Origin of the sequence: Schlesneria paludicola DSM 18645 (assembly GCF_000255655.1) — a bacterium.
In the GTDB taxonomy this organism is placed as follows: Bacteria; Planctomycetota; Planctomycetia; order Planctomycetales; family Planctomycetaceae; genus Schlesneria; species Schlesneria paludicola.
The window spans coordinates 2724610-2738569 of the sequence record NZ_JH636435.1 but is presented as its reverse complement, the minus strand read 5'-3'; the positions used below and the strand labels follow the sequence as shown (position 1 = coordinate 2738569).

Annotated in this window: 9 protein-coding genes; 1 reads left to right on the top strand and 8 read right to left on the bottom strand. The window is 55.9% G+C overall.

Annotation, left to right across the window (positions count from 1 at the left end; translation table 11 throughout):
- The coding region (locus tag OSO_RS52135) for a hypothetical protein (RefSeq protein WP_010586582.1) at positions 1-196 on the bottom strand (196 nt) is incomplete at its 3' end.
- A 422-nt stretch (positions 197-618) separates the two neighbouring features.
- Here OSO_RS52135 and OSO_RS0129635 point away from each other — a divergent pair.
- Entirely contained in the window at positions 619-936 is a 318-nt protein-coding gene (locus OSO_RS0129635) for a polyhydroxyalkanoic acid system family protein (protein WP_010586581.1), read from the top strand.
- 280 nt (positions 937-1216) lie between these two features.
- Here OSO_RS0129635 and OSO_RS0129625 read toward each other — a convergent pair whose 3' ends face one another.
- The 7 genes from OSO_RS0129625 to OSO_RS0129585 all read right to left on the bottom strand — a co-directional run bounded on the left by OSO_RS0129625 (position 1217) and on the right by OSO_RS0129585 (position 13795).
- Positions 1217-2125, bottom strand: a complete 909-nt coding sequence (locus tag OSO_RS0129625) for a D-hexose-6-phosphate mutarotase (RefSeq protein ID WP_010586580.1) — start codon at positions 2123-2125, stop codon at positions 1217-1219.
- Positions 2126-2897: 772 nt separating this feature from the next.
- Positions 2898-5807: a TlpA family protein disulfide reductase gene (locus OSO_RS45695; protein WP_010586579.1), complete on the bottom strand. Its 2910-nt coding sequence runs from the start codon at positions 5805-5807 to the stop codon at positions 2898-2900.
- A gap of 159 nt (positions 5808-5966) precedes the next feature.
- Positions 5967-7007 carry a prenyltransferase/squalene oxidase repeat-containing protein gene (locus OSO_RS0129605; RefSeq protein WP_010586578.1) on the bottom strand — a complete coding sequence of 347 codons (1041 nt, stop codon included), beginning with the start codon at positions 7005-7007 and terminating at the stop codon, positions 5967-5969.
- Positions 7008-7071: 64 nt separating this feature from the next.
- The gene (locus OSO_RS0129600) at positions 7072-8427 is read right to left on the bottom strand and encodes a hypothetical protein (protein ID WP_010586577.1); all 1356 of its coding nucleotides are present in this window, start codon (positions 8425-8427) and stop codon (positions 7072-7074) included.
- An 8-nt stretch (positions 8428-8435) separates the two neighbouring features.
- On the bottom strand, positions 8436-9377 hold the full coding sequence (locus tag OSO_RS0129595) for a hypothetical protein (RefSeq protein WP_010586576.1): 942 nt from the start codon (positions 9375-9377) through the stop codon (positions 8436-8438).
- Complete coding sequence (locus tag OSO_RS0129590; protein WP_010586575.1) at positions 9374-10408, bottom strand: hypothetical protein; 1035 nt, start codon at positions 10406-10408, stop codon at positions 9374-9376. Before OSO_RS0129590 ends, OSO_RS0129595 begins: the two co-directional genes overlap by 4 nt.
- A gap of 87 nt (positions 10409-10495) precedes the next feature.
- Entirely contained in the window at positions 10496-13795 is a 3300-nt protein-coding gene (locus OSO_RS0129585; protein WP_029247618.1) for a hypothetical protein, read from the bottom strand.
- Positions 13796-13960 lie beyond the last annotated feature (165 nt).

Below are 13960 nucleotides of genomic sequence, written 5' to 3'. Positions count from 1 at the left end.
CCGTCAAACAGAATTCAATGAGTCCTGACCCCTTTGTTTTCCCCTCAAAGCCGTGAGCTGTCGGAGGAGATGCTTGCAATGCATTTCCGGCAGGACGATCAAACGCCCCCCTGCCCAGTAGGCAGGCGATGGTCAACAACGTCGTGGCGATGAGCGTGATCGAACCGGCCTTCCATTCTTTGAAGACGTCGCCCATGAGTCCACCCTCCCCTCCCTGACTTACATGATTGCATTTGCTCACGATTTTACATTCAAGAGTTCAAACGATATCTCACCTGCACATTTGCGTCCATTTCTCTTGGTTGGGAAGGTATCCGTTCACAGCCCGAAGAGAGGGGGACAGGCACATTTTCCTGGTTCAATTGGAATCCACAGTTCATCAACTAGGTAAGCCTTCCCTTTACCGCAGGAAAATGAGCCAGTCCCCGGGCGGTGAACGGTTACGGTGGGAAGCGGCGCTCTCTTCACCTCTGGCCGCTTGCAATTGCTTCTACGTCCGCTGGAGTACTGACCATTTCCCTGTTGCCAGGGATGCGACTGTTCTTCTGCGAGACTGGCACGAATAATTCAGGGTGCCTGCCTGCAGGATAACCGTCAGCTACAGATCGCAGAGAGCAGATGATGAGCCAGACTATTGTCGTGAACGTGCCGCATCAGTTGGGCAAGGCTGAAGCCAAGCGGAGAATTCAGGAGGGCTTTGCCGCGGTCAAATTCAGTGATCTGCCGGCCATGCTTTCGTTCGAAAAGCACTGGGAGGGAGACCTGTTTCATATCGAGGCGAGCGGTCTTGGGCAGAAGATCTCGGCCATGCTCGAGATTCTTGACGATTCCGTGAAAATCAATATCGAGATTCCCAGCTTGCTGGGGGCACTTGCAGAAATCATCAAATCGGCCGTCACCAAAGAAACGGTCAAAGCGCTCGGACACTCGAAGTAACTCGGGGTGCCTCAATCGAGTACAGTGGTCAAAACGAACGCGGCGGTCGCAACAAACACGATGGCCGCAGTAAAAGGGTGACCGGTCTTTGACAAAGCCAGACCCATTCTGCCGATTGCTTCTCGTCAATTTCCGCTCGACATATTGATGAGGCAATGAGCAGATCGCCAAGCGGCCTGTTGAAGTTAGGGGGACAGGCACCTTGGCGTTCACGATGTCATGGCGTTTTTGACTCTCGTCGGAGCCAGTCCCCGTTACTTCAACAGGCTGCTAGGCTCGCTTATTTCGAGAGACTCACGAGGGCGCGCATTCGGTGTTGTTGGCCAGGAGCGAGATCGACCGCCGAGTCTGCGACGTTACAGGTTTCGATGCAGACCATCTGAGGCCATTCTTCGTCACCGAAATCTGCCATCGCCTTGGCTTTCTGAATCCAGGGATTCCAGATCACGGTGGTCATCGAGTTCTCCTTGGTGACCTTAATCTCACGGTGCAGAGTGGGATCTTTGAGATTCACTGTCGCGTCGGTGTTGAGGTACACGCGATCGGTTTCGGAGACGATCGCGATCGTGCCGGCTTGCGTTTTCTGTCGCTTCTCATCGACCTTGTCGAGGTATTGAACGCCGGCCAAGCCTTCGAGCCGCACCATTTCGACGTTCCCAACGCGATAATAAGTGTGCAACGCTTCTTCGAAACGGATGGCGTTTGTTCCTGTGTTCGAAACCTCCATCTCCAGAACCAGACTGGAACCGAACGTGACTCGGTAGTTCAGGCGAAAGTCGGCTGGCCACCACTTCTTGGTGGCATCATCGCTTTCGATCAACAGGCTGACCGTCACGGCGTCATCGTTTTGGACGATGGATTCGAGCTGCCATGTGGTGATCCGAGCGAACCCATGCAGCGGTGCGTTGGCATCGTCCTGTTTGTTGGAGAACCAAGGGAAGCAAATCGGGACACCGCCGCGAATGGGACGGCTGTCCGTCCACTGCGATTTGTCGCTGACGAAGAGTACGTCTTCATTCCCTGCGGGCTTCCACGACGTCACATGCGCGCCGTGCAGGTAGATCTCGCCTTGGGCGTGCGGCGATGTGACCATGACCTTTGTCAGTTCGCCCTGCCCCGTGACGATCTTGGCAATCCCGGGGATTTCGAATCGCTGATTGAGCTCTGCCACTTCGAATGCGCGCACCATGAAACTGTCCTGCGCGTCACACCTTAGGCTCAGCATCTTGAATTTGCGAGCGTCAAACGCGCCAACAGACAAATGGTGGCGGCGAGGAATGGTCGTGCCGCGTGCTTATGATGCGTTTTTTGCATTGCGTCGCATCAGACAACTGAAATTGCCGCACAAAAGAACGCAAGAACGTCGTGCAAAGTCTCCATGCCGCAGGGACGCAAGGACTTCCAAGACGATCCTCTTGTTCCACTTCGCGTCTTTGCGACTTCGCGTTCAGTTCTTTAAGAAGAAGACGCGCGTCCCTTCTGGCAGCGCATCATGAGTGACCTCACTCGCCCTCCTCCAACCCAGGCGTCACGGGCTTCCAGCGGCGTGTTGAAGTAAGGGGGACAGGCACTTCGGCATTCACGATGTCATGGCGTTTTTAAACTGGTCGGAGCCAGTCCCCGTTACTTCAACAGGCTGTTAGGGAGAGTGTTCGTTGTCGAGACGCTGACTGAGATCGGTCACGGTCAGTCGTCCGAGTCGCGGAAATTGAATTTCCATGAAGCCGATGAGGTTCTTTCTGTCATTAGCGCTTTAGAGCGGAGCACTGGTTCTGAATTGGTCACGCGGTCGCATCGTGATTGTGCAAGATCGGTTCCTAGGCGGCCTGTTGAAGTAAGGGGGACAGGCACCTTGGCATTCACGATGTCATGGCGTTTTTGAATCGGATCGGAGCCAGTCCCCGTTACTTCAACTGACTGCTAGGCGGCCGTGAAGTCCTATGCTTTGGGCCGTTCGTCGCTCACTCTGCTTTTGGTGTCTCATTAGACAGAACCGCCTTGAGCGCGGCGCGAAGTTGCTCATCAAAACGAGCTCCCCCGCCAACGAACAGGCGGGCGACTTTTCCCTCGCGATCAATAATGACGGTTTGGGGAATCGATGTCGCGCCGTACTTTTCGGCGACACGACCGTCGCGGTCTAGAACGACCGTCGTCGACAATTTCAGACGTTCAAGGGCAGCTTTTACTTGTTCCGGTTTTTCTTCCAGGTTGACCGCATACAGCCGGACCCCTTGCCCTGCAAATTCTTCGGTCACCTTGTCGATCTGCGGCATGACCTGCAGGCAGGGGCCACACCACGAAGCCCAGAAATCGAGGATGACGATATTGTTCTTCTGTTCAGACAAACGGAAGGGTGTGCCATCCAGCGTTTTCAAGGAAAAATCCGGGGCCAACTTGCCGACCATCGATGATTCCATGCCTTCGCTTCCGTCGCCGGGGCTGCCTTCTTTGGGGGTCAGCGGATCGGGTGAATGCTTGAGCTTCCATGTTCCGAACGGAAGTTCGGCCATCGCCGCTTCGATCGACGAGCCGACGTACAACTGGTCGATATTCTCTAGATTGACACGGCAGACCCCGAACAGGTCGCTTCGTCCAATCAGTGCGCTGCCTTCCACCTTTTCCGGGGCGAACGTCATCCGATTCCAGTCGCCACCCGTTTTGTCCGCCGACTCGGTCATCGTCCGCTGGAGGGCTTGAACAAGGTTCGTCGTATCAACGGCAGATCGTTCGGGAACTTTGCCGCCTTCCTGCGACATCACTTCGGGATGCAACCAGATGATTCGGGCGATCCGGTCCCGGCGTACGATTTTTCCTTCCAGACGCAGCTCGATCTGTAGCTGAGCATCGTTCATCGAGATCAGCCGTCCTCGCAAGTAGTCACCATCGACCGATCTGATCAACTGAGTGGGAGGATTGTCGCGCTGCATGCGTGGCAGTGTCAGCAAGCGTTCTTTCTTTTTCGGGTCGATTGTTGCCGAACCGGCGTCTGGTACCAGTTCGAGGGCGTGGATCTGACGATGAGAAATGAACGTGGATTCGGACAACGCTGATTTGAAGGTCAAGCCTTCCTCATCAAGTGAAATGGCTTCGCACGCGATCATGTCGCCTGTTTGAAGATGAAGCATCGCTTCGGATTTGCCCGTGACCTTGCCGGGGACATACTTCCTGACGACTCGTGTTGGTTGTCCTTGCGCCCCCGCTGGGCGAGCCTGCGGGACGCGCGGTTTGTTTGCCTTGGGAGACTCTTTGTAGACGATTCTGGCGGGAACACCGGCGCAGAGGGCGCTGGATGTTGAGCTGCCGTCGGGCTGCCAGACCAGGCAACTGGATTCGTCGGGATTGCTGTCGATCAGGCATCCCTGCAACGTCGTTCCACCGGACTCGAATCGTCCGTGCCGAGTCGGCGACGCGGCAGGTTCGCGCTGTTCGACCAGTGATGTAATCGACTGCAGCGTGTTTAAGGCGATCACGATCTCTGCCTCGATTCCGGGGGATTTCAATGTGAGCTGCTGATCGTCGACGCGTACGATGTCACCGCTGACTTTCATCCCGTTCAGATAAACGACGCGGACGGCGCGTGCCGGAATGTCGGTGATATGCGAAAGAAAAACGTCTTGAACCTGACTCTCGGCAATCTGCTGCGTTTCGGATTCGTGACTGACGACGAACTCGTGTTTTTCCGGATCGAACGCAGTCAGCTGCCCGTATAGAATCGTTCCGTCACTGGAATGGATGCGCGATTTATCGACGTCCACCTCGCGGGGAACATCGCCATTCCATTGACTGATTTGCAGTCGCTCAAGTCGGAGATCACCCTTTCGGTTGGTTAACTGGAGACTGCCGAGAATTTGCGGTTTTGCGGTACCGACGGTGAGATCGGCCAGCAACTCGCCATTGGACGAGTAGACGAGGATTCGTCCCGCGGTCTGGTCGAGAAATGCTTGCAGGTGGCAACGCCCTGCCTGCCCTGACAATTGCTGCAGGCGTTCAACGTTGGCTTCACGTTCGGTTTCACGCTGAACGACGAGTTCATTTTCCCAGACTTCAATCCGAAACGCGCGTGCGACGGATTTTGAGTCATTTGCGTCGAACGCCAGGGCCATTTCGAAATCCGGCTGCGCGGACCAGGAAAGCTCGAACTCGATTCGGACCTGATTGGGCAAAGGGAACGTCCGTTGAAGGGTTGTTCCTGACTTATCTGTCAACAAATGTCCGGCGTCTTCCCGCCACGCGCCTGCCTCGCCAGGCACGTTCCACCCTTGCAACCCACTCGGGCCGACGAAAATCAGTTCGCTGCCGCCTGTCCGGCGATAGATCCGTTCAATCCAGGTCCGGTCGACGTCCAGCGTGCCGATCCCCACCACGTCCACTTTTGCGCGCCGGTCATTCAGTTCCAATAAGGAACCAAACAGAATGTCGCCTTTTCCCAATTCGATCGCATAAGTCCCCTCGGGACGCGGCAATGTTGGAGGGGCAGGAAAGTGAACCGATACGACGTGCTTGAGGTCGAACTGAAACGGCAAGGCGAACAAGGGGGATTGCCAGCCGAGACGATTCGATTCTGTCGGTTGGACAAGCTTGCCAGCGACATGATCGCCCTTCCACAAATGCAGCACCGAATGAGTGGCCGCAGGCGCATTGTCTTTCGCAAAGACGGTCGCGTTGTCTTGCGCAAAGACAGTCGCGGATGTCCAGATTGACGACGTTTGAACCAGGATCACGCTCGCAATCAGCGGAGGTGCCCAGCACGCTTGCAGGATGACCGAAGCGAGAGTTCGATGTTTCTCACGCCTGAACGAATCGCGCCTGGCCGTCGTCGCGTCCGGTGCGAGTGTTTGGGAAGCGAAGGCGTGCGGTGATGGCCTGAGCACGATGGCAGTACCTCAAACGAGGGGAAAATCGATTTGATGCAGAATTCGATGCGGATCAGTGATTTGTCGGATGATCGGACGTCAGGAACCGATTTCGCCTGGTCATGATGAGATGTCAGAAGCGTGGCTCGGCCAGTCCTTGTCATTCTCACAATGTGATTAGCGTTCATAAATCGGCAGGAAGCGGTAGTTCAGCGCCAGTGCGAGGCACGACATGGATGTTCCTACCGAGGCGCCCATTTGACCGGGAATACTGCCATCCGCGGCCTGCGATTGCTTGAGTTGTCGAACCAGGAGCTTGTTCCACTTTTCCCAGGCTTCAACATCGCCTTGAAACAGCGCTTGCGCCTGGTAGTAGCGTCCATATTCGGCCCAATGATCCTGAGAGGTGTTCTCGATACGTTGGGTCAGGTATCCGAGCGTCGCTTTATATTGCGAGAGATCTTTTCGACGTGAAACGGCATAGATCAGGGTTGCAATCGAAATCCGCGGAATCGATTCGTCAAATCCTCCGCCGAACTGGCCCGTATAGCCCACCTGCCCTGCTGGCGACGTCATCTGAGTGAAGTACTTCACCGCGCGATCGATTGCCTCGTCCGGGACTTCGATGCCAGCATTGCGTGCCGCGAGCAATCCCACCAGAACCGCGCCGCTGACGGACGTGTCGGCATCCGTCGCGTCGGGGGAATATCGCCAGCCGCCCAGAGGATTCTTTTTCTGCGAGGTGATCGCCGCCCGGACCGCCAGTTCCAGCGACTGTCCGATCGAGCGGCGGTTCTTATCGGCGTCCGTCCAAAGATTTCGATCGTCGACGGCACCGTAAGCCTCGGCAATGGCCAGCATGGAGAAACCATGGTTGTACATGCTGCTGTTTCCTCGCTGTCCCGCGTAGTAGCCGGTGCTTCCATCCTGGCCTGAGATGATACTTCGAATGGCGCGTCGAACATTATTGCTATAGAGCCCGTAGTTGGGATCTTCGCCCGAGGCCAGGAAGACCATCAGGCACAGACCGGTCACTCCAGGACCGTGCTCGCCACCGTTTTTCCAATCCCCCGCTTCGTTCTGGCTGGAGATGAGATACTGCAGACCGCGGTCATAGATCTCGCGGACGTCTCGCGGCACGACTTCCCCAAACCGAGCGGACGGGGCCTGTGCCAGGGCGGACGACGTCAGGGCGATCAGACAGGACGTCACCAGCATGGCGGAACAGAGCTTTCCGCCGAGAGACGTTGATGGGGATGGCATGTGACAAAACCTCACTGGCTTAATCCTTCCATTGATTTGAGGGCAATGTTGCATCTGCGGCCTGGAGGCTTACTGCGATGCCCCCCACGATCGCGGGGAAGTGTCGCGTCGATGGTTTGTGAATCAGACCGTGGACTTTCAGCATCGGGCGGAACTGGTCGATGCGTGCAAACTCTTGCAAAACTTTGGGCCATTGGTTCTCGTCGAAGAGCGGCTTCAATTGTTCATCCGAGAGCTGCGACAACGAGTATTGCACAACAAGATCGTCAAAGTTACCAAACTGCCGCGGCGGTTGAACTTCTTTCAGCAGCAGTTCCGTCACCGCCTTACGCTGCTCGGGGCGAAGGCGAACCTGTCGTTCGACGGCACGCACGGCAGCGTCGATATTGGCGCGATGGCGGGTGAGCAGTAGTGCGGGATCGACGATGGGGGCTGCCCGGTTCGCGACCGGCATCTGGCGTTCATTCGGCCGTTGATTGATCAACCGTGGCTCAAACACACGAACGGCTCTTACTTCATGCTCGACCAACAGAGGCTGTTCGAATTCCTTGCCTTCGGTTTGGGGCCCCCCTTTGAACAGAAGTCGCCCTCGATCTTGAAAATGTGCCAGCATTTTGGACACACGAGGCCATTCGTTCTTGGCGAACAGCGGTTCGAGTTCGTGGCGGGCCATCATTCCGATTCGATACTTCACGAGCAGCAGATCTCGAAAATCAAACGGCTCGTCCGGCAATGTCTCTTGGAAAACCCGCTCGGTAAACTCCTTGTACGTGTCATCGGAAGCGAACGCATGGCGACCGATGACGTCCAGGGACTTGTCAACATTCGATCGATGACGACTTCGTTTCATGTTGTCGATGGTCATTTCGGGATCGATCGATGGGACGCGCGCCAGAAGTGTCTTTCGTGATTTGGCGAAGAATGAGTTTTGATCGAGCAGATTCGCCTGCTGTTTTCTGAGATCTTGAATCTGGCGTAGGGCCATAGTTTTTTGATTATGGTCATTCTCGGCTTGCTTGAGTTCCGTGCGTAGGTCTTCGATCTTGCGAAACAAACGCACCTTGTCGACTTGGGCGGCCATCTCAATTCGATGACGGATTTGTTCAGGCAGGTCGTATCCCCGGCACGCTTCTTCGATGGCGTTGGCAATCGATTTCTCGAGGCGTTCTTTCGCTGCGGGAATGTCTCGGCCGAAGATCATGGACTCTGCGTCAAGAACTTGTGGCGCGGCAATGATCAACCGCTGTTGAAGGAAGTTCGCAGGCGGCGCATTGGGGACTTCCAGAAGGTCATCATCGGCGGACCGCGCGACTTCGGAAATAATTAGCATCGCAGTCAGCCAGAGTCCTCTAGGAGAGATGGGAAACCGATCCATTGCCCGCCTCATTTCAAGTTCTCAGGTTGGGTCGCATCGGCAGGGCCGATAATGGAACCGATCTTGCGAAGTCGCAGGCGGCGCTGTGGACCATCGACTTCGTTCTGAGGAAGCAGGCCCTGCTCGACCAGAAATTGCTCCGTTCCGCGGAATCGCTTCACATGATTTTGCAGCAGCTCCCATTGGCGTGCATCAAGAAGCGACTTCAATTTGGTATCGGGAAGTCGAGAAATGTAATAGCAAACGACATGTTGATCGTAGGGCCCAAAGGCGGCCGGTGGCTGCGTCTCTTCAACGAGCAGGTTCACGATCGCGTCGTGTTGTCGTTCGCGTAACGGCACGGTCTCCTCAATGGACGTCAGCACGATTTCGACGGAGGATCGATAGCGGAACTGGCGACGTTCGCTGACGATTGTATCATACTTGGCGAACTGTTCTTCCGTGAGTGTGGTCTTGACGGTCTTGGCGAAGAACGAATTGGCCCCGAACAATCCGGCGGCCAGCTTCATCTGCAACGGATGGATCTCTTGCCAGATGTTTTGCCACGCCTCTTGATCTTGTTTTCCTTCTCGGTACTTCTTACGAACCGCATCGACTTCGTCGAAATACCGCTTGATGTCGGTGCTCGCGGCGAACGTCAGTTTCTGACGCTGAATTTCGCTCAATTGACAGCAATGATGCATTTCGTCCAATTGCAGTTTCAGCTTCGACTCAATCCGCTGCCGAGCGATCTTGGCGTTCCCATGGGGAGTGAACAGGTTTGCCTCGAGATTCGCTTCATCCATGACGAACTGTTGTGGTGCTGGCTGCACCGGCTTCGCTGCGGGCACATCATCAGGCGCTGCATGCGCAGAAATGACCGAGGCCAGCGCAGCGAGCGTGAGGACCACGAACCGTACACGCCACCCAGGGCCGCGCACGGTCAGCGCGCTGGTTCCCTGGGGCGTCATCGAAAAATCTCCGTCGCCCGGAATCTTAGATTTCCGGGTTGGCCGTCAGCAGGTGAATCGTCCTGGGCTGGCGGTGAATTCCACCACTCGTCATCGAAGTTTTCTTGCCCCTGTACCATTCGCCAGCCGGGATTCACTTTCTGGATCCCCTGCCAGACGGATTTCTGTTCGGTCGTCAGGTGAGGCGTGATGTAGTGATCGGGAATGAGGGGAAAGAATCGATTGCCGTACATCAGTGACATCATGATCCATTTTTCCCATTCGCTCTGCCAGTTGGCGGTCAGCGATTGCGTGATTTTCTCGCGCTGTTCATGCGTCAATAGAAGTTGATCATCCAGCCGCGAGACGACACTTTGAATGGCCGCTCGTTTTCGGATTGCGTTTCGTGCGGATGCTTCGGCGGCGAATCGCGTCCATTGTTCTTCGGTCAGTGATTCTTTCAGTACGCGTGAGATCGCGACACGGATTTGCGATTGAGGCTCGGCGATCGAATTCACGCGGCCCCCTTGTCCGCGTTGTTGTTGCTGCTGCTGCTGTTCTGCGAATTTTCGCGCGGCCGCCTTTAATGCGACATCTGCCTCTGACTTGATCCTGCGGCGTTGCTCTGGAGTCAGTTCACCACACATGAGTCTCACGAATGCCAATTCCGCATTCCGTGTCGGAATGAGCTGTTGGAAATACTGCTCTTGAATTGCTTTCAATTGAATTTCGACATCCCCCGCATTGGCGATGGGGACTGCAGCAGGGGCGGGGACCGCCACGGCGGGGTGGGCGTTCCCGAATAATGCTCGTAGTGGCTGAAAGATCGCGCCCAGATCCAATGGCGGCATCTCTTTCGCCTGTGTTTTCGCCTCCTTCTTGTGGCGGTCCTTTCCACTCACCGACTTCTCTGTGGCAGGTCTTTGTGGTTCTCCCTGCGTTTGGGGTTGAGGATTTCGAGGAATGGTGGGGTCATCCGCGTGGACGCACGGATGTCCGAACCGTCCGGCGAACATCCCCAGACACATTGCGAATGAAAACAGGATCTTCATTCGATAATTCACGTCGATCGCCTTGAAAACAGATTGGCCCGATGCTGACCAGCTGACAAATGGGACTCGCTATCTTGAACGTCGAAACTATTTCGCTGGATCACGTTCCAGTCGATTGAAGTATTCATCCAGTCCCGAGCGGAACTCTTCGGGAAGTGGCGTCCCCGATTCTCCGGTCGTTTGCGAGATTCCGCGATCTTCGCGGACTTCCTTGTCATTGACGCCCGAGCCCACCATCGCCAGGGCAGAATCGCTGGTTGTGCCATTGCCTCCACCGCCCGGGCTGCTTCCCCCTCCTCCACCGGTCTTCGGTTTGATCTTCTTCGACTTCAGCAACAGTTCAATCGCCTCGGTCTCGGCCCCAATCGCATCGCTGCCCGTGCTGGGGCTGGCCAGAATTTCCGTCGCGTCGTCCATGACGACTTCGACTTCTCCGAGGAGTTTGATCTCCTTGAAGAACTCGGTTTCCGCATCGGGCAATTCGCGGATTCTTTCGATCAACTTTGTGACACGTTCGGACAGGGCATCCTGGGCGAGCGACAGCTTTTTCGCTTGATCACCGTACTCTTCCACCGCGACTGCAGCGCGGGCTTGTTCGGCGACGCGGGTCTCTTCCCGCAGGGCGACTTCGGCTTCCAGAATCTGCATGGCTTCCAGCACGATCGACGGCGGCAAACTGGCTTTGGACTTGCAGCCCGGACATTTTCCACAGCAGGCGGGATCAACCAAATCATCCGCCCAGCGATCAAACGTATCGGACCAGAATTCCGCCTGCGCGATCGAAAAGCCTGTTTCCGTGCGGACATCGTCGCTGAGTTGTCGAATGCTGCCGATCGCATCCTGATCTCGCATGTCATCCAGCACGGTTTTGAAACGCTGGTATCGTCGTCGTTCAAAGTACGACTGCATGTCATCCATGATCAGCGAGACCTCGTGACTGCTATCCAGTTCTTGTTTTGAGATCTCTGACAAGGCATCGCGGACGGGGCCGGCTGGTTTTGATTTCTGTCCGAATCCGCCATTAATTTGCTCGCCGATCTTTCCTGCAACGACATACTGTTTGCGAGAAGCTGCTTTCAGTCGTTTGACGAGGGTACTTCCCTCAAGATTCGCCAGAACTTTGTTCAGCTCGTCGGCGATCTTGTCGAACTCGGCGAGCAAGTCCTGTTGGACTTTGATTGCTTCATCCAGCTTTTCCGCTGCGGGGGCTGGTGGCTGGGGTTTGTTGTCGCCTGCCGTCATGATCGTGGTGACAGGCAATGTCAGCCGCGGATTCGATTTGCTCTTGCTGGGTTCTTCCGGCGGACCATCTTTCTTCTTGGCCGGATTCTGCGAGGATTCACCGTCGGCGACGGTGGGAACCGGTGGCTTCGGTTTGCTGTCATCCGGCGTTTTCGGCTCACCGGCGCCTGGGCTGCTGCGCGACTGACCGGCAACCGGGCCGGTTGGTTTCGGAGTCTGCTCGGCAACTGCGGCTGCGGCCTGAGACGATTGTTTCAACAGGTCAGCGACACTCGGCATTCGGTTGCCAGAGATATCGCGCAGGATCTGCAGCATCTCGGCCCATTTTTCGAGGTGGCCGACACCGAATTCGGGGTTCCGCATCGCCTGGCGGATCAGGTCTTCGCCCCCGTTCACCAGTCCCGTAAGGCGGCGGCCATTGGCACGTTCGGCGTTCGACTGGGTTTCGATTCGTCGGCGATTGTCGGGCTGATCAAGCTGCTCGGTCGACAACATTCGCAGTTCCTGGTTCGTGTGATGCAATTGCATTTCGCGATCGCGCACTTCCAGGGACTGTCGATGCCATTTGCTCAGTTGCTCCGTCAACCAGATCGAATGTTGTTCGGCATTTAAAACGTACAGAACATACGGCTGCGAGTACGTGCGAGGGCGTCCCGGGAAGTAGTCTTCCACGAACAGCCGCACACTTAGTGGCTGAGGTTCAATCTCCAGAGTCTTGGCACAGAAGGTGCCTGTCAGTTCCAGCTGTTCCAGTTCATTACCGCCCGCGGCCAGCATTCGTTCACCCTTCGCGCGTTTTGAGACGGCGGGGTCTTCAATCCCTTTCCATTCGATGCCGACCTGTTTCACGCCAAAGTCATCTTGCGCCCGAATTTTGAAGGTGAGTGTTTCGGAATCGATGATCACTTTATTTCGTGGCAGATCCTCACACGAAAGCGAAGGGACTTCGTCTTCGCGTGCATTCACGGTTACAGTCAATGGTTCTTTTCCCATCAACCCAAATTCGTCTTTCCATTGGAACAGGATTTTCTGCGACGCATCAAATGCGATTGAGGGGCTTTGCATCGTGTCTGACGGTGTGGCGGTACTGCTGACGGCGGCCAGTTTGTCATCGGGCCGATCGGCAGTTCCCCAAGTTCCTTCGACAAGGTTGCGATTAGCGGTGGCCGTCAGTGTGGCATTGCTGCCATTGACGACGGTCAGCACTCCGCCTCGAACGTCTTTGTGCAATGTTTGCGGTCGTCCAAGATAGGCAGGTAGATGGATATCGGCGGTGACGTGCGTGAGTTCTGGACGCAGCATTGGTTCCAGGCGGACATGCTGTTGTGCATCGCCGATGTTCAGATCCAGTCGCCCGGCATCGATTTGCGGCGGAAGCGAGAACGCGTACTGCCGTTCGTTCAGCTCCGCCGTGACCGGCAGTTGACTTCCAATTCGGACTGTTCCCCGGGTTGGCTGCCACGGTGATTGATCAACCAGGCGCACGGGGACAACCACCGGTTCTCCGTGCGGCACGACGAGGCGATCGTTCAGGGGTTCGACCTGGGTGAACGTATAGCGGGAAATCGGTTGCCAAGGTGTGACGAACCGGGCCCACGCATTGGAGGCCGCCGTCGGAAACGCGATCAGTACTGCGGCCGCTACGACGGTCGGAATTCCCGCCATCCAGGCCCAAAGCCGATGTCGTGGATGGGGGACCGCATCTTGAAAATTGCGTTTCGCCGCGACTTCAGCGACTTGTTGAATCGCCGCCTCGCACAGGGCACGGGAACGCTGTTGTTCGAGTTCGTTACGAACGAGTTCAATGATCCCCAGCATTTGATCGCCGATACTGGGATGCCGTCGGCTGAGCAGTCGGGCCAATTGTTCCAACCGTCGATGGCACCAGATCCAGCGATGCAGATAAATTGGAACGAACGCACATCCTGCGACTGCGACCGCGAAAATGGCCAGGCGCGCGACTGCGGGCGTATCGATGACACGGTCCAGGCCGAAGACTATCAGGAACGAGACAATGACGCCGAACAATGCTCCGCAAGCCGCTTCGATGGATTTGATCGTCCAAACCCGGCGACGAAAATCATGCAACTGTGTTTGCAGCGATACCGGCAGTTTCAATTCTGAATTCGGCGGTGAGGAACTCATCTCGATTATCTCCTGGAAACCGAACCGATCACAATCTCGATTGTTCGCGTCGTAACTGCGAGGCGAAATCTGCTTGTTCAACATCTTCAGCATCTGTGCAAATCGTGGTGATGGGTCTCAACGATGTCTTGTCGACAAGAACCCTACCGCTTTCGAGATGCTGTT